The 14,333-nt window shown below is 70.9% G+C and carries 20 protein-coding genes; 1 reads left to right on the plus strand and 19 read right to left on the minus strand.

The annotated features are described in order from the left end of the window. Nucleotides 1–226 precede the first annotated feature (226 nt). The gene (locus ACFXMG_RS34665) at nt 227–727 is read right to left on the minus strand and encodes a hypothetical protein (protein WP_383814193.1); all 501 of its coding nucleotides are present in this window, start codon (nt 725–727) and stop codon (nt 227–229) included. Beyond that, nucleotides 724–1,158 carry an ATP-binding protein gene (locus ACFXMG_RS34670; protein WP_383814192.1) on the minus strand — a complete coding sequence of 145 codons (435 nt, stop codon included), beginning with the start codon at nt 1,156–1,158 and terminating at the stop codon, nt 724–726. The genes ACFXMG_RS34665 and ACFXMG_RS34670 overlap by 4 nt, the downstream gene beginning before the upstream one ends. A 136-nt stretch (nt 1,159–1,294) precedes the next feature. On the opposite strand from ACFXMG_RS34670, the gene ACFXMG_RS34675 reads away from it, so the two are divergent. Then, the gene (locus ACFXMG_RS34675; protein ID WP_383814190.1) at nt 1,295–2,341 is read left to right on the plus strand and encodes a helix-turn-helix domain-containing protein; all 1,047 of its coding nucleotides are present in this window, start codon (nt 1,295–1,297) and stop codon (nt 2,339–2,341) included. Here the strand turns inward: ACFXMG_RS34675 and ACFXMG_RS34680 are convergent. The 17 genes from ACFXMG_RS34680 to ACFXMG_RS34760 all read right to left on the minus strand — a co-directional run bounded on the left by ACFXMG_RS34680 (nt 2,338) and on the right by ACFXMG_RS34760 (nt 14,305). After that, entirely contained in the window at nt 2,338–2,586 is a 249-nt protein-coding gene (locus ACFXMG_RS34680) for a hypothetical protein (RefSeq protein ID WP_383814188.1), read from the minus strand. The two genes, ACFXMG_RS34675 and ACFXMG_RS34680, sit on opposite strands and share 4 nt — an antisense overlap. Nucleotides 2,587–2,678: 92 nt before the next feature. Further along, a complete protein-coding gene (locus tag ACFXMG_RS34685; protein ID WP_383814186.1) occupies nt 2,679–2,945 on the minus strand; it encodes a hypothetical protein in 267 nt (88 codons plus the stop codon). Beyond that, nucleotides 2,942–3,175: a hypothetical protein gene (locus ACFXMG_RS34690; protein WP_383814184.1), complete on the minus strand. Its 234-nt coding sequence runs from the start codon at nt 3,173–3,175 to the stop codon at nt 2,942–2,944. Before ACFXMG_RS34690 ends, ACFXMG_RS34685 begins: the two co-directional genes overlap by 4 nt. A 37-nt stretch (nt 3,176–3,212) precedes the next feature. After that, nucleotides 3,213–4,145 (minus strand): N-acetylmuramoyl-L-alanine amidase, encoded by a 933-nt coding sequence (locus ACFXMG_RS34695; RefSeq protein WP_383814182.1) that lies wholly within the window; start codon nt 4,143–4,145, stop codon nt 3,213–3,215. Between the two features lie 71 nt (nt 4,146–4,216). Then, nucleotides 4,217–4,939, minus strand: a complete 723-nt coding sequence (locus ACFXMG_RS34700; RefSeq protein WP_383814180.1) for a hypothetical protein — start codon at nt 4,937–4,939, stop codon at nt 4,217–4,219. 13 nt (nt 4,940–4,952) lie between these two features. Next, nucleotides 4,953–6,083 (minus strand): hypothetical protein, encoded by a 1,131-nt coding sequence (locus ACFXMG_RS34705; RefSeq protein ID WP_383814179.1) that lies wholly within the window; start codon nt 6,081–6,083, stop codon nt 4,953–4,955. Further along, on the minus strand, nt 6,080–7,162 hold the full coding sequence (locus ACFXMG_RS34710; RefSeq protein ID WP_383814177.1) for a hypothetical protein: 1,083 nt from the start codon (nt 7,160–7,162) through the stop codon (nt 6,080–6,082). The genes ACFXMG_RS34705 and ACFXMG_RS34710 overlap by 4 nt, the downstream gene beginning before the upstream one ends. Nucleotides 7,163–7,176: 14 nt before the next feature. Then, nucleotides 7,177–8,073 carry a phage distal tail protein gene (locus tag ACFXMG_RS34715; protein ID WP_383814175.1) on the minus strand — a complete coding sequence of 299 codons (897 nt, stop codon included), beginning with the start codon at nt 8,071–8,073 and terminating at the stop codon, nt 7,177–7,179. Between the two features lie 6 nt (nt 8,074–8,079). Beyond that, nucleotides 8,080–10,497 carry a phage tail tape measure protein gene (locus tag ACFXMG_RS34720; RefSeq protein ID WP_383814174.1) on the minus strand — a complete coding sequence of 806 codons (2,418 nt, stop codon included), beginning with the start codon at nt 10,495–10,497 and terminating at the stop codon, nt 8,080–8,082. Nucleotides 10,498–10,756: 259 nt separating this feature from the next. Further along, nucleotides 10,757–11,227, minus strand: coding sequence for a hypothetical protein (locus ACFXMG_RS34725; RefSeq protein ID WP_383814172.1), 471 nt, complete (start codon nt 11,225–11,227; stop codon nt 10,757–10,759). Beyond that, nucleotides 11,224–11,697 carry a phage tail tube protein gene (locus tag ACFXMG_RS34730; protein ID WP_383814170.1) on the minus strand — a complete coding sequence of 158 codons (474 nt, stop codon included), beginning with the start codon at nt 11,695–11,697 and terminating at the stop codon, nt 11,224–11,226. The genes ACFXMG_RS34725 and ACFXMG_RS34730 overlap by 4 nt, the downstream gene beginning before the upstream one ends. A gap of 12 nt (nt 11,698–11,709) precedes the next feature. Then, complete coding sequence (locus ACFXMG_RS34735; RefSeq protein ID WP_383814168.1) at nt 11,710–12,123, minus strand: minor capsid protein; 414 nt, start codon at nt 12,121–12,123, stop codon at nt 11,710–11,712. Further along, nucleotides 12,116–12,466: a hypothetical protein gene (locus ACFXMG_RS34740; RefSeq protein ID WP_383814167.1), complete on the minus strand. Its 351-nt coding sequence runs from the start codon at nt 12,464–12,466 to the stop codon at nt 12,116–12,118. The genes ACFXMG_RS34735 and ACFXMG_RS34740 overlap by 8 nt, the downstream gene beginning before the upstream one ends. After that, entirely contained in the window at nt 12,463–12,783 is a 321-nt protein-coding gene (locus ACFXMG_RS34745; RefSeq protein ID WP_383814165.1) for a hypothetical protein, read from the minus strand. Before ACFXMG_RS34745 ends, ACFXMG_RS34740 begins: the two co-directional genes overlap by 4 nt. Continuing rightward, nucleotides 12,780–13,196, minus strand: coding sequence for a hypothetical protein (locus ACFXMG_RS34750; RefSeq protein WP_383814163.1), 417 nt, complete (start codon nt 13,194–13,196; stop codon nt 12,780–12,782). Before ACFXMG_RS34750 ends, ACFXMG_RS34745 begins: the two co-directional genes overlap by 4 nt. 3 nt (nt 13,197–13,199) lie before the next feature. Beyond that, nucleotides 13,200–13,430 carry a hypothetical protein gene (locus ACFXMG_RS34755; protein WP_383814161.1) on the minus strand — a complete coding sequence of 77 codons (231 nt, stop codon included), beginning with the start codon at nt 13,428–13,430 and terminating at the stop codon, nt 13,200–13,202. 20 nt (nt 13,431–13,450) lie between these two features. Beyond that, nucleotides 13,451–14,305 (minus strand): N4-gp56 family major capsid protein, encoded by an 855-nt coding sequence (locus tag ACFXMG_RS34760; protein ID WP_383814159.1) that lies wholly within the window; start codon nt 14,303–14,305, stop codon nt 13,451–13,453. Nucleotides 14,306–14,333 lie beyond the last annotated feature (28 nt).

Raw genomic sequence — 14,333 nt, forward strand, 5'->3', positions numbered from 1 at the left:
CACGACAGTGAACCTAAAGGGGTACGACCACCATCGGTGGTCGTACGAGAACGGCCCCGGTACCTACCTCAGGTACCGGGGCCGTTCCATGTGGCCCGCCGTGTCTCGGGGGATGACGACGGCGGGCCCTTCCCGCCCCTACCGGTGTCGGCTCGGAGGGGGCGGGGCGTAGAGGACGCACGCGACGGCGCGGGCGGGCGTCCAGTGGTCTACAGGGGGCTGGCCGTCACCGCGCCCGAGCGGTCGTCGCGCCCATGTACGCGCGGCCCGTGGCAGTGACGCGGTCGAGGTACGACGAGATCGCATCCGGGCCCGCCCCGGGCGGGATCGGGTCGAGCCCCACGGTTACGCACACAGGCCCGCCCCGGCCGACGTGGGCCCGCCACTCTGCCCCGGTATTCGGTAGCCGCAAAAGGTACTCGGGGTGCCCGTAGTCGAGGGCCACAAGCGGCCCACGCAGAACTACGCGCGCGCCTAGGATCGGCACCCGCTCGGCGGCCGGCCGTAAGGCCATCCCGTCGACCAGGCCCATCAATCCGTCCTCGACCGACTCGGCGGTCTCCCCCGTGCGCCGCGGGGGCACGTGCCCAATCAGGATGTACGCGATCCGGACCTCGAAGAGCCCTTCGTCAACCCACGTGATCACGGAGCACCCGGCGGCGAAGCCAGGGCCGGGCACTGCCCGGAAGGACAGACCGGCGGAAGGCGTCGCGGAATCGGTCGTCACCGCGCCACCTCCACCCACACCGCTTTACCCATCGGTCGCTCGTCGACGCCCCAGCGCGTCGCGAGGGCGTCAACGAGGTTCAGGCCGCGTCCGCGGGCCCGCTCCCCCGACTCAACCCGGATCCGGGGGAAGGTGCGGCACGGGTCGTGCACCTCGACGCGCACGACGTCGGGAGTCGTCAGGACGACGACGAGAATCGAGTCGCCCGGTTCGGTCCCGTACCTGTAGCTATTCGTCACCAGCTCCGAGACGATCAGCAGGACGTCGTCGAGCTGGTTGTCGCCGAGGTGTTCGTCGTCGTGCACCAGGACGTCACGCACGTACACGCGGGCCGCGGCCGGCGCATCCGGGCCCTTGGGGAAGATCGCTTGCGCCGGGGGCCCGCTGGGCGGCGCGCAGCAGAGTGTCGTCGAGACCTGTAGAGAGTTCATGCCAACCTCTTTCGCGGGCGGGAGTCAACACCTCGAAGGGGCGCCCCCTTCCTCGTCTGCGGAGACGACGCCATCGTCTGGGCGGAATCCGGCCGATCCCATACCGTCTTGATATGGGCGGCCGTATGGTCGGGGCATGAGTCGTCGGGAACTCTGGACAGACGGCAGGCTTCGCGCGGCGGCTGCGTGCCAGGACTGGGCTGCCGTCTTTCGCCGGTATCGGCAACTGTCGGATCTGTCTCAGCAGGGGTTGGGCGAGCTGGTCGGACTGACGCAGGGACACGTTTCGAACATCGAGCGTGGCTTGCGGAAGGTCACAAGCTCCGAGGTCGTCGCGCGCATCATGCGTGGTCTTGACGTACCGACGGAGGTAGGACAGGCAGTGCACGACCGAGCGCTCTCCGAGTGGGGCCCCGACCCCGAACTGCGCGACCGTGTCGCCCGGGCACAGACGTTGGGGCGTACGGACTTGCGGACCGCCGAGCGGCTGCAACGCGTCCTCACAGAGCACCGACGAACCGAGGATGAGGTCGGCGGGCGCGTGCTCTGGCCCGTCGTACGGTCCCAACTCGACGCGATCACCCGGCTTATCCCGGAGTCGTCGGGCGAGACTGCCGACACTCTGCTACTTCTGGCGGCTGAACACGCGCACTGGCTGTCCTGGGTGGCGTGGCAGGAACGGCAGGGCACGGTCGGGCCGGCCCTTGCCTGGGCAGACACGGCGCACGGCTGGGCCGTCGAGGGCGGTCACGCCGACATGGCGTCCTGGGTGCTGCGCCTGCGGTCGTACTACATGCTGCAAGGCGGCGACCCTGTCCGGGCGCTGCGCACGGCTGAGGGGGCCCGGGCAGGCGGCGACCTGTCCCCGGCGGCGAGGGCCGCGGCCACGCATCAGACGGCCATGGCGGCGGCGGCCGTCGGCGAGCGGGACCGGGCTCGACGGCTCGCCCACGAAGCGCTGCGTCTGGCGCGGTTGGCTCCGGACGAGCAGGACCGGCCTGGGTGGCTGTACTTCCTCGACGAGACGCGGGCACAGCTCCAGTACGCCGCGACGGCCTACGCGTGCCGCCGCTGGGCGGACGCGGTGGACGGGTTCCGGGCGGCGCTTCCAGCACTGGAGGGGTACCCCAGGGACCACGCGCACTACGCGGCCCGTCTGGCGGACGCTGAGCGGCGGGTCTAGTCGTCGTCCGGGCGGCGCACCTTCAAGATGATGCCTTCGGCGCCGTTCCCCAGGTGCGTGCGGAGTGCTGCCTTCATGGCGCCGACCGTCGGGCCTACCTCGTGCACTCGGCCGTTGATGTCAGTCACCGGCTCTTCGGCGGGGAAGTCGAACAGGTCGGTTCGGGTTTCGAGGTCGCTCGACTCGTAGTCGTCCGGGCCGACGTGGGCGGGGAGGACTTGGTACGTGATGCGGTAGGTGGGCATAGCGGGGATCGTAGCGAGGCGTAGTGACGGCCCTGCCGAGGACGACGAAAACGCCCCCCGCAACGGCCGTGTGGCCGTGCGGGGGGCGTTGGTCATGGGCGGGCAGCGAACTGCCACAGGCTGAGTGCGAGGCCGACCAGGGCGACCAGGGCGGCGAGGGACGGCAGGGGCCACCGTGCGCGTTCGAGCTGGTCGAGGCGGGCCTCGTGGTCGGCGATCTGGCGGTCGGTCTGGTCGCCGCGCTGTACGAGCAGGGCGAGGGAGCCGTCGACGCGGGCGAATCCGGTCTCCATCGTGCCGCGGAGCCGCTCCAGCTCGACGGCGACGGCGGCCGGGTCGGACGGGGTGGGGATGGTCACCGGCCGTCCCCGTTGTCGTCGACCAGGCCGAGCCCGACGCGGTCGAGGAGGGCCTCGACGGACGGGAGCGCCATGACGCGGGCGAGGCCGCCGGCGACGGCGAGGGCGCCCGCGACGTACGGGAGCGAGGCGGGGATGCCGGACGCGGCGATGATGCCGGGGGCCGCGAGCGCGAGGGCGGCGGCGGTCTGGAGCACGGTGCGGACGGTGCGCTTGGTGGCGGCGGACATGCGGGGTTCCTCCTGTGGGGGGGGTGGGCGGAGCAAGTCAGGCGGTGACGGTGAAGCCTCGGCGGCGCGCGAGGGCGTCGAGCGAGGCGCGGCCGGGGATGCCGTCGGCGTCGGCGCCGCGGTAGCCCTGGCGGGCCTGCCACCGGCCGTAGGCGGTGCGGGTGGCGGTGCCGAAGTGCCCGTCAACGAGCGTGCGGTCGAGCAGGCCCTCGGCGGCGAGGGCCTGCTCGACGACGCGGGCGCCGGCGTACGAGACGGGGGTGCCCTTCTTCGCGGGGTCGCGGCGGGCGGCGGCGATCAGTCGGGCGAGGGATACGGCCGGCTTCTTGGGCGGGGTCGGCTTCGGCTTGGCCGGCGGCTTGGGCTTGGGCTTGGGCTTGTTGGCGAGGCGGGCCTCGACGCGGTCCCGCATCGCATCCATGGTGAAGCCGCGCGGGTCCGGCTTGCCGGGCTGCCACTCAAGGTGGCCGATCACGGAGCGCGGGCCCCATCCGTGCAGTCGGCAGACGGCGGCGGACGCGCGGGCGATGGCGTCGAGCTGGGCCTCGGGCCACGGGTCGGAACCATCGCCGAGGTTCTCGCACTCGAACCCGTAGAAGTGCCGGTTGCCGTCGGTGGTCGCCTCGTTGCCGGCCGGGGCCGGGCGCTCGGCGATGACGGCCCGGAGCACGTCCGGGTCACCGGATCCGGCATGGTTGGTGCGGCCGTAGCCGATCAGGTGAACGGTGCCGTCCTTGGCGATGACACCGTGACACAGCGGGCCCGGCAGGGTGCTGTGTCCCTCGCGGCAGATCCGCACCGTGGCGGCGGTGCCCCGGGTGACGGTGTGGTGCACGAGGACGCCGTGCACGGGGCCCCACGGGCCCTTGTGGTTCCTGTTGTGGGTCTCCCACCCCGGGTAGGTGACGACGGTCAGGCCCTCGGCGCGGAGCGCGGCGAGGAAGCGGGCGGCGGACGCGGGCGCGGCCATGGAGTACCTCCGAGAATGCAGGAGGGCCGCCCGGCGCGGTGCGCGGGACGGCCCTCGGGTGGGGGGTGGGGTTAGGACTGGATGCCGTACAGGTAGCGGGTCATCGCGCGGACGACACCGGTGCCGGCGGTGAGGCGTACCTGTAGTTCGAACTCGACCGCCTTGCTGAACGAGTAGCCGGGGACGTTCGCGCTGCCCGTGAGGTTCGCGTTCGCAGCTCCGACAATGGCGGGCGTGCCGTCGACGAGTAGCTGCATCTGCGCGGTGACGCCGGCCGGGCGGGTCATGACGGCGTAGACCCGGATCTTCGGGTGCTGCACGATTCCGCGGGAGCGGCCGATCGTGGTCCATGCGGTGGACGCGGTACCCGGCCACGTGGCGGTGTTCTCGTCCTGGGGAATCGGCAGGGGAAGGTACGGGCGGGCGAGGCCGCCCTCGGGCGAGACGGTCTCTTCGGAGACGATCTCGTTTCCGGCCGCGTCCATCATGCGAACGGCCTGCGCCTGCGAAGGGTCTGCGAGAGGGGTTCGGGCGACGTTGAAGGCGGTAGTGCCGTCGTCGCGGCGGATCCATGTCCCGAACTCGCCGGTGCTGGCGAACAGTTCCCCCACGCGGAAGGTTGTGTGCCCGTTGCTGGGGTCAAGGACCGACAGGGCGCCGCCCTCGCCGACCACGACGTCGCCGCTGTGGATTTGGTCCATGGCCGGGCGGATCTGTGCACGCCCCTCCACCATGCGCAGACGGTTTTCCAGGCTCCGAATGCGGTCGAGGAGGTCTTGTGGGATTGCGGCCATGCGGGAGGGCCTCCTAGGCGGAGAGGGCCGCGGGGGCGGCGCTGGGTTCGAGGAGTAGATCGGCGGTCTCGGGCCGGCCGCGCTCAGCCGGGGTGGTGGCAAAGCCGATCAGGCGGTATCGGGCGTCGAGCCCTTCGGGGTGCCACTCGTCCCGGATCCGGAGCCGGATCGTCGAGCCGAGCAGGCCCGGGGAGATGCCGGATCCGTCGAGGCGCACGACCACGGTGGGGACCTGCGTTGTGGTCCATGCGCGGGTGAGGTCGGCGCGCGCGTGCGCGTCGAGCGTCGCCTGTTTCTCGACGCTGGTGTAGTCGCTGGTTCCGTCGAGGCGGGGCCATCCGCCCGGGTCGACGGCCCCGTCGATGGACACGGGGGCGGACATGAGCGGGTACGACGCCTCGGTCTGGTTGCGGTTGGTCGAGGCGCCGCGGGAGTGCCAGTGCGTTGCGCGAGCGCTGCCGTCCTCGGGCAACCGATAGTCGATGACCGGGCCCGGCGAGGAGAGAACCAGCTCGGTACGACTGCTCCGGATGATGGGGTATCCGAGCTGCAAGCCCTTCACGCGTCGGCCCGACGCGTCGCGGTACGCCCTGATCCTCCACTCGAACCCGCCTTCGACGTTGGCGAGTTGGTCGAGGACGTCGCGCACGACGTACAGGTCATAGCGGGAGTACGCGCGGTCGCGGAGCACTCCCGATGTCTGCGACCAGTCCAGTTCGATGCCGATGTCGCCGCCCTTCGTCGACTGCGTCCAGTCGACGAGCTGCCGGGCGATGTCGAACTGGTCGACGCCGGTCCCCGTCCATCCGTCCGTGAGCAGGCGGTGAGCGAGGTACGAGTCGAACGTCGCAGCCTGGACGGCGAGGCTGCCAGCACGGCCCCGGGACGGCGGGGTGATTTCCCGCGTCCATACGATGCCGCCCCACCACACCTCGCCGGCGCGCTCGATCCAGACGGCCGTACGGGCCGGTAGGACGGCGGCGCGGGCCCGGCGCGCCATGGTCGCGTCTGTGACCGGAATGGAGAACTGGGCGGCGCCGGTCCGGCCGATGTAGTCGTCGCACGTGATGCCCTGCGCGGGCAGGACGTCGAGCACCTGGTCGGAACGCAGGTCACAGAGGATGACGCGGTACAGGCCGCTCACGCGGGCCCCTGCCAGACCATGGCGGCCGTGGTGCCGGCCGCGGGGATACCGGACATGGCCGCGCTCGTGTAGACCTCCATCTCTACGAAGTCGCCCGCGGCGAGGACCAGGGCGACGGCGTCGGACGATCCCTGTGCGCCGGACGACGACGGCATGTAGGACATGTGCCGAACGTTGTTGTTGTCGCCGTTGATGCGGACACGGGTCCGGGCCTGCTGCGCGCCAGACGGCCACATCTGCGACGTGTAGACGACGTAGAGGCCGGCGACCGGGGCGACCAGCCGTGTGGATTGCGCCGCTGACCACATGACGGAGTCGGTACGGACAGGCGCAGAGTTCCACACGATGGGCGTGTAAACGCCACCGGACAGCGAGTAAACCCCCGTCTTCACCGCAGTGACGTAGTGGCGCTCCTCGACCGGGGCCCAAGAAGTCCCGTTCCAGCGTTCGACGTTCCGCCCGCCGTCCCGGTACTGGCCCGGATAACTTCCCGGCGCGGTCGAGGCGCCAACAAGGATGCCGCCGACGGCGACGGTGCCGGTGCGGCGGTCGGTGACCGCAGTACCCCAGTCGATGCCGCCGGTACCCGCACTCGCCCCCGCGGCGACGCGGACGTGCGCGAGGGGGATGGCGGCGGTCGGAACGGGCGGGACGACCGGGGAGGCGGCCGCAGCTCCCTCGACCACCTCGATAACGGCCTCGGTGCGTGTGCCGCCTTCGACCGCCTGGTCGTAGACGCGCAGGAGCACCAAGTCGACGCGCGGGTTGGCCGCATTGCCGTCGGTGAAGACGAGCGTGGCCGCGGTGTCGAGGCTGATGGGGTAGGCGCCGGCGGAGTCGGTCGACTGGACGACGGCACGTCCGGCGGCGACCGACGCGGTCATGGCGCCGGTCGTGCCGGTGAGAGCGAGGCCGCTCAGCACCTCGGTACCGCTGTTCGACCCGGGGATGACTCCGGACAGGGTCGCGAGGCGACGGGTGGGGGTCATCGTGCCAAGAGGCGCGAGGCGGGTGTCGACGCGGGTCTGTCCGCCCACACTGTCGCCCCGGTTGGTCAGCCATGCGGCGCGCACGGGCATGAGGGGGGTCCTTCCTACCAGTAGGCCGAACGCCACTGCACGGAGCAGCGGGCGGCGGGGGAGTTGGTCTCGGCGCGGAACGCGACGCTGGTTGTGCCGGGGGCTAGGGTCCACGCCTGTTCGGGGATACTGCGGGCGGTCGCGGTGTAGAGCCGGGAGGCGGACCCGTTGAGGGTGACGGTCCCGTCGCGGGTGTCGATGACGAGGGTGTCGCCGGCGGCGAGGACGATGTCGTATTCGAGTTCGCGGCCGTCCTCCTGGGTGATCCGTGGGGTGGTCACCGGGCCGGTGATCGTCACGACAGGGGCGGAGGGTGCGTCGCCACCGTTGACGACGGTTGTGTTGCCCGTCGCGCCGCCGACTCCCCAACCGAGGTCCGGGGCCCACTCCAGGCCCGCCCCGCCAGCCCATTCGAGGCCCGGCTCGGGCGCCGGTAGGCCGGTCTCGACGTGCTGTTCGTCGACGCCGTACCGGCGGGGGTCGGATGCCTCCCACTGGATTGCGGCGCCGAGGATGGTCCCTACCGTGTAGCCGACGGCGACGGGCACGTTGCGGCGGACGGCGCGCGCGTGAACGAGCAGGGGCCCGCGCTCGTCCAGCCACACGACGAGCGGTATCTCGTCGACGCGGGGCACGGTGCCTGCGTTCAGCGCGGCGACTGCTCCGCCGATCTGATCGCGGGGGGCCCGCACCATCAGGGAGAGATCGATGGTGCGGGTTTGGGCGAGCAGGACGCCCGGGTAGGCGCCGTGCGCGTCCGGGCGCAGCGCCGAGGAGGAATCGAGCGCGGGAAGCTCTTCCCATCCGCTCAGTGCGCGCCACCGGTACGGGGTGCCGGGGCCGAGCAGTAGGTCGCCGTACTGAATTTGTCCGGGACCGGTGATCAAGCTCCCGAGATCGCTAGCTCCCATGCCTGATCACCCCCGCCCCTTCGCCGCCCACGCGAGCGCGCGCGCGTTGTCGTCCGGCGACCCGTTTTCGGCGGCGTGCCAGTGCTCGATGTGGACTCCGGCGCCCGGCGCGGTGCCGCCGACCGTTCCGTATGGCGAGGCGCCGGCGAGGGCCGGGGCGCCCATGCCGCCGAACTGAGGCAGGCTCGGGGCGGGTACGAGCGTCTCCATCGCGCGGGCGACCATGCCCTTGGTGCTGTCGATGCCGCGGACCAGGCCCGGCGGGATCCACCGACCGAGCCGCGCCATCACCTTGGAGGGGCTGGCAATTCCTAGGGCCTTGGCGATCGGCCCCGGAATAATGGTCTTTGCGAAGCTGATTAGCTGGCCTTTCAGCCAACTACCCATTGACTTAATGCCATTCCAAAGGCCCTGGACGACGTTTCTGCCCTTCTCGACGAGCAAGTTGCCGAGATTTCCAATTCCGGATGCGATCGAGGCAGGCAAGCCCCGCGCATAGTCGACCAGTTCACGGCCCTTTGCTTTCGCCCCTTCCTTTGCCCGGTCCCAATGCCCAGAAATCGTCGAGGCGATGTTCCAGCTACTGAAATACCCGACGATCCGGCCGGGGATCCCGCGGACCCACTCCGTGATGTCGTTCCACAGGCGCTTGGTGCCGTCCTTCGTGGCCTGCCATTTCTGGGCGATGGCCGTCCAGATCTTCCATGACGTGAACCACTGGACTGCGGCCGTGCCCGCTCCGGTGACGGTCTCGACGATCCAGTCCCACGCGGCCGTTGTGGCGGCGGTGATCTGATCCCAGTACGTGACGATCAGGACGACCAGGCCGACGACGGCGGCGATGACGAGACCGATAGGGCCCATGGCGATCAGCCACGCCCCGGCCATGCGGGCGGCCTGGATGAGGGACTGCGTGGCCATCAGGACCCACTGACCGACGACAACGGCCCCGGCCCATACGGCCCGGCCGGCCATCGCGACCCATCCACCGATCGTCGCCCACGACGATGCAACCTGTGTAGCGGCCGAGGTCACGGACGCGGTCGCGGTGGTGACCCATCCGGTGACGACGGCCGTGGCCGTGATGCCCTGCTGAATCGCCCACTGAACCAGGGCGGGCAGGATGACGACCGTGATCGCGGTAGCGATGCCGAGGAAAACTCCTTGGTTGTCGGCGACGTACTGCCCGGCGGCGGCGAACCCGTCGCCGACGGCGACGGCGGCGTCGGCGCCGGTCATGAGTGCGGGCACGACGTAGGCGCCGATCACGTCGACGACGCCCTGCATGAGCCCGCGCTTGAAAGCCTCGAACCGGTGCGCGGCGGTGTCGCGCATCATGGTGCCGGCGGAGTCGGTGGCTCCCTCGATCTTGCCGAGCGCGTCGACCGCGTTCGAGGGGTCGAGGCCAAGGATGGCTTTCTGCATGTCCTCGGATTTGGTTCCGAAAAGTCCGAGGGCAATTTCGGATTGCTTCGCGGGGTCCTTGATGGCCCGGAGTCGGTCCATGACCTGATCCAGGGCGGCGCCCGCTTTCGGGCCGCCCTCCTGAAACACCTTTTGCATTTGCTCTGCGTTCAGGCCAAGGGCCTTGAAAGACTCCGCAGTTGACTCGCCCATGCCCTGGGCCATGAGGGTAAACTCTTTGAGCGAGTCGGCGACGGTATCGGCGTCGCGGGCGCCGCCCTGGAGACCCTGGGAAAGCAGGCCCATCGCGGTTTCGGCGTTAAGGCCGAGCTGACGGAACTCAGTCGGATACTCCGAGAAAGTGTCGAGCAGGTCTTCGGCCGCGTCGACGCCGGTCTGAGAGCCGCGGGTAAGTACGTCGAGGGCCTCCTCGGCACTGTCCGCTAGGCCGTTCTTCATCATCGTGCCGACGGCCCTGGTCACCTTGGACACGTCCTCGCCCATGACGCTCGCCGTGTCGGCGACGCGACGCCCGAGCGTGGACATCTGTTCCTCGGTCGCCTCGGGCGGGAGCAGTCCATTCCTGGCGATGCCCTTGATGATGTCCGCGCCCTGCTCGACGCTCTCGACGATCGCGCCGGCGTACAGAGAGCCCGCGATGTTGCCGTACTTGGCGGCCTCGGCGGGGGTGGATCCGAGCTGGGCGCCGAGGTTGGCCTCGATCTGCCCTTGCTGCATGGCCTCGGAGATGCCGACCATGAGCGCGGCGCCGACGGTGGCGCCGACGGCGGCCCACCCGAACGCGGCGAGGGCGCCGCTTCCCTGCTCGGCTCCCTGCTCGGTGCCGTCCTGGATGCCCTCGGCGAGGGCGTCTCCTGCCTCGGCTCCGGCCTGCTCGGCCTCGGCGACGATGCTGTCGCCGGTCCGTGCCATGGCGGCCTCGGTGCGCTGCATACCGGCGCGGGCCTCGGAGTCGTCGACGCTGATGGTGGCGAGCAACTCGCCCACGGTCAGTGCCACGCCGGATCACCTCCTATCGGGGGTCATCCGGCGACGTGCCGGGGGTGCTTGGTTCAGCCGGCGGGGTTGCCGGTGAGAGCTGCGATCTCGGCGGGGTCGGTGACGCGGCGCGGTGTCCGCTGCCACGCGCGGGCGAACCGCGACTCGGGGGAGAGACCGCCGATCAGGACCAGGAAGCGGCGCGTGGACAGGGCGGCGACCGCTTCGGCGTCGAGGCCGTACTCGCGGGCGAGGTCAGCCTCGACCGATGTCCAGTTGCCTAGGACCGCTTCCCAGAACTCGCGGCCCTCTTCACCTTCTTGCTCCGTCGGGCCGCCCGGTTCGGGCCCTGTGCTTTTCCCGCTGCCTGCTCGTAGTAGAGCTCGGCGGCGCGGGCCATCGAGACCTTGCCGGGGGACCGGATTGCGGCGGCCGACCAGATCAGGAGGGTGCCGAGCTGGTCATCCTCCATGCCCTTCTCGGCCCACTCGTCGAGCACGTCCTCGCCGTAGAGCGCGGTCAGCATCCTGCGGACGTCCTCCGGGTTGTCGGAGTTCTGGAGCCGCTCGGCCTGGAGCGTGAACAGGATCGGGAGGGACTCCGGCAGGGTGTACTTCCGGCCGAACAGGCGGAGGGGCTGCCGCCTGCTCGTCCGGCCCTTCCGCTGCTCGGCGAAGAACGCGTCGAAATCCGCGGACTTGGGCGCGTGGTCCTGGTGCTCGACGTCGAGGTCGAGGTCGATGTCGGTCACGGGGTCACCGCCGCTGAGGTCGCCTTGCCGGACTTGCGGAACGTGGCGCTCCAACTGGTCTTTTCGTTGGTGCCGCCGGACTGCTCGCCCGGGGTCATCGTGGCGTCCCATATCGCCCACGTGGTCTGCGTGGTGTGCCGGTAGCGGATCCGGTTGTGCGAGTCGATGCCGAGGCGCGGCGTCCAGTCGTCATCGATGTACGCCTGGCCCGGGTCGCGTGCTTTGGTGGTCTTGTCGATGCGGTACTGGCCCTCCAGCGTGATGGCGGATCCTCGCTGCATGACGTCCTCTTCGTACGCGCCGTCGCTGTCGAACGACGTGATCTCGGCTACCTCCTCGTTCTCGCCGGGGGAGTACGACCAGGAGTTGAGACCGGCGATCGGGAGCCACGTCTCGGTGCCGGCGCCGGTGTCCTCGACCTCGAAGAGCCATCCGCGCGCGTCGATGGACCTGCTGCTGTTGCCCGCCATGGGCGGACCTCCTTACGGGGTGGTGGGGGAGGCCGTGGCGACGTCGTAGTTGGTGACGTGCTCGTGACGGCCGTTGCTGTCGGCGCCCATGGGCGCGGGGATGCCGCGTGCGGCGATCAGGACGGCCCAAGTGCCGTCCGGGAGTTCGGTGTTGGTGAGCCCGTGCAGTGCGGTGTAGATGGCCTGCGCGCGGGTGCGGGAGACGCGGGGGTCCGGGCCGCCCCGGACGCGGACCTGTAGCCGCTGGTCGGTGTCGTCGTCGCGGGCCTGCTGCGGGCCGGCGTCGTACAGGGCGAGGGCGACCGCCGCGTCGGGGGCGGGCGGCATCGTTTCGACGAACGCGTCGCCCGTGATGCCGTCGGGGTCGTAGGTGAGCAACCCCTCGGCGGCGAGGTACCGGGCGATGCCGTCGAGCAGGTCAGCCACGGAGGGCCCGCCTCACCTGGGCGGCGATGATCTCGTTGATCGGCCCGGCCTGCTCGACGAGCGGCCGTTCGAGGTACTTCGCGGTACGGCCGGCGTCGTGCCGCAGGTCCATGTCCTCGTGCTGGCGGACGGCGTACGGGGTGTCGTACGAGACGCCGGCGGTCATGCTGGCTTCGTCGACGGACGCGACGCCGGAGCGTTCGAGGTTCGCCTCCTCGATGGGGACGACGCGGCGGGACTCGGCGAGCAGGTGCTCGCCGCCGAGCCTGAGCCCGAGCAGGGCCCCGGCGCGCTCGGCGGCGAGGACGGCGTCGCCGTTCCATCGGATCCGGGCACGACTCACTCGCACATCACCTCCAGTGACTCGGGCACGGGTAGGCCCGGCGCGGTGTGAGGGGCGGCCGACAGAACGCGCGTGATGCGGCCGGTCGGCAGGGTGATGCGGGACTCGGCCGGGCACACGGTGCCGGGCGCGGTGATGACCTGCGCGGTGGAGACGGTTTCGCGGCCCTCGCGGTCGCGCACGGTGCGCACCTGCTCGGCGACCAGGGCGCGGACGCCGGTGACGGGCGGGCCGTACCGGGGGCCGTATGCGCTGTCCCCTATATAGGGCTCGATGCTGATGCGGTGGCGGAGTAGCCATCGGGGGACCTGGCTCACCAGTTCACCCCCGGCGGGTAGATCTCCCCCGGGGTGAGGCCGGCGCGGGCGAGGGCGCGCCATGCCTGCTCGCCGAGGTCGACGGATCCGGCGCCGGTCCCGCCCGCGGACTGCCGGGGGCCGGACATGGACACGGGGCCGATGGACACGGACGACCAGCGGCCGGCCGCGCCCGTCCCGGTGTCGCCGGACTCCTCGCGGTACGCCACCTGGGCGCACGTGGCGTCGGCGAGGGCCTCGGCGACGGCGGGGTCGGTCGGCTTCCCTGCGGCGTCGACGTCGTAGACGGCCGTCAGCAACGCGTCGTCGACGTCCTCGGATGCGCGGGTGAGTAGCCGTTCGGCGTCCGCCGGGGCGGGCTGGCCGGTCCACTCCGCGAGCTGTACGGGTGTGGCGTAGACGCGGCGAGCCATCGGCTACCCCTCGCTGCCGTACTGCTCGGCGAGCTGGTCGCGGGTGAGCTGCTCGGCGGCGTCCTGCTCGGTGCCGCGGGCGACCGCGTAGGCGACCCAAAGGGCCTTGGACGCGGAACGGGCCGGACGCTCGATGTCGTCCGGCCCGTTGCCGTTGTCGTCCCCGCTCGGCGGCGGGGGCCCGTCCGGCTGCTCGTCGGCGTCCGGGCGGGCGTGGTGGCGGCGCAGCATCATGCGGCGGCCTCCCTTCCTGATCAGGTGGCGGCGAGGGTGCCGACGCACACGCCGCGGTCGTTGAGCCGCTTGACGGCGTAGTGCAGGGTCGTGGTCACGACCGTGGAACGGGCGAGGATGTCGCGGTCGGACTCGACCAACGGGCGCCGCTTGTAGAGCAGGCCGAGGGCGCTGCGCTTCATGAGCAGGAACTTCTTCGCCGCGACCCTGTTCGTGACGATCACGGGGACGCCGGCGACCGTGCCGATCATGCCGGTGCGCACAGGGGTGTCGCCGCCGAGCTTGGACGCGTCGATGAACTGCGGGTCGGCGAACACGTCGGCGAGCTGAGCAGAGTTGATCCACAGTCCAGCGAAGTCGGACGGCTCCCACTCGTCACCGAACGCAGCGATCGCCGGGACGATGCCGCTCGCCCACGCGAGCTTCGTGGTTCCGGCCGGCGCGGTGAAGGTGAGCGGCGTACCGCCACCCTGCGCGGTCTCATCGGCCTGCGCCTGGGCGATCAGGGCCGCATCGACCTTGCGGGCCGCGAGGACGCCGAACTGCCTGCGCGCCTCCGCCTCCGGGTCGCCGATGCCGACCAGGCGCGCGCGGTCGGTGATCTCGACGGCCTTACCGGCCTCCTTGATCGTCGCCTCCGAGGACGACGTCGACATCGCTGCCGGCGTCATCGGCGTGCCCTCGGTAAGGTCGTCCAGCTCGCCGAGCGCGCCCCACTTGGGGAAGTTGATGGTGTCGCCGGGGACGCCCTCAAGGGAGCTGTCCTCCAGCACTGCGGCGGATCCGGCGACGCGGACCTTGCCGAGGAACTCGGCCTGCGACATGTCGCCCCAAACCTCGGGGACGATCATGTTCGCGGACGTGGTCTGAGCCATGGGGGGTGCTCACTCTCTCCGGCCGGGG

The organism is Streptomyces sp. NPDC059201 (genome assembly GCF_042754585.1).
GTDB lineage: Bacteria > Actinomycetota > Actinomycetes > Streptomycetales > Streptomycetaceae > Streptomyces.

What these genes read in the sequence shown, in the direction of transcription:
- ACFXMG_RS34670 (WP_383814192.1), bottom strand. Translation starts at nt 1,158, where the DNA reads ATGAACTCTCTACAGGTCTCGACGACACTCTGCTGCGCGCCGCCCAGC.
- ACFXMG_RS34675 (WP_383814190.1), top strand. Translation starts at nt 1,295, where the DNA reads ATGAGTCGTCGGGAACTCTGGACAGACGGCAGGCTTCGCGCGGCGGCT.
- ACFXMG_RS34680 (WP_383814188.1), bottom strand. Translation starts at nt 2,586, where the DNA reads ATGCCCACCTACCGCATCACGTACCAAGTCCTCCCCGCCCACGTCGGC.
- ACFXMG_RS34690 (WP_383814184.1), bottom strand. Translation starts at nt 3,175, where the DNA reads ATGTCCGCCGCCACCAAGCGCACCGTCCGCACCGTGCTCCAGACCGCC.
- ACFXMG_RS34695 (WP_383814182.1), bottom strand. Translation starts at nt 4,145, where the DNA reads ATGGCCGCGCCCGCGTCCGCCGCCCGCTTCCTCGCCGCGCTCCGCGCC.
- ACFXMG_RS34700 (WP_383814180.1), bottom strand. Translation starts at nt 4,939, where the DNA reads ATGGCCGCAATCCCACAAGACCTCCTCGACCGCATTCGGAGCCTGGAA.
- ACFXMG_RS34710 (WP_383814177.1), bottom strand. Translation starts at nt 7,162, where the DNA reads ATGCCCGTGCGCGCCGCATGGCTGACCAACCGGGGCGACAGTGTGGGC.
- ACFXMG_RS34715 (WP_383814175.1), bottom strand. Translation starts at nt 8,073, where the DNA reads ATGGGAGCTAGCGATCTCGGGAGCTTGATCACCGGTCCCGGACAAATT.
- ACFXMG_RS34730 (WP_383814170.1), bottom strand. Translation starts at nt 11,697, where the DNA reads ATGGCGGGCAACAGCAGCAGGTCCATCGACGCGCGCGGATGGCTCTTC.
- ACFXMG_RS34750 (WP_383814163.1), bottom strand. Translation starts at nt 13,196, where the DNA reads ATGGCTCGCCGCGTCTACGCCACACCCGTACAGCTCGCGGAGTGGACC.
- ACFXMG_RS34755 (WP_383814161.1), bottom strand. Translation starts at nt 13,430, where the DNA reads ATGATGCTGCGCCGCCACCACGCCCGCCCGGACGCCGACGAGCAGCCG.
- ACFXMG_RS34760 (WP_383814159.1), bottom strand. Translation starts at nt 14,305, where the DNA reads ATGGCTCAGACCACGTCCGCGAACATGATCGTCCCCGAGGTTTGGGGC.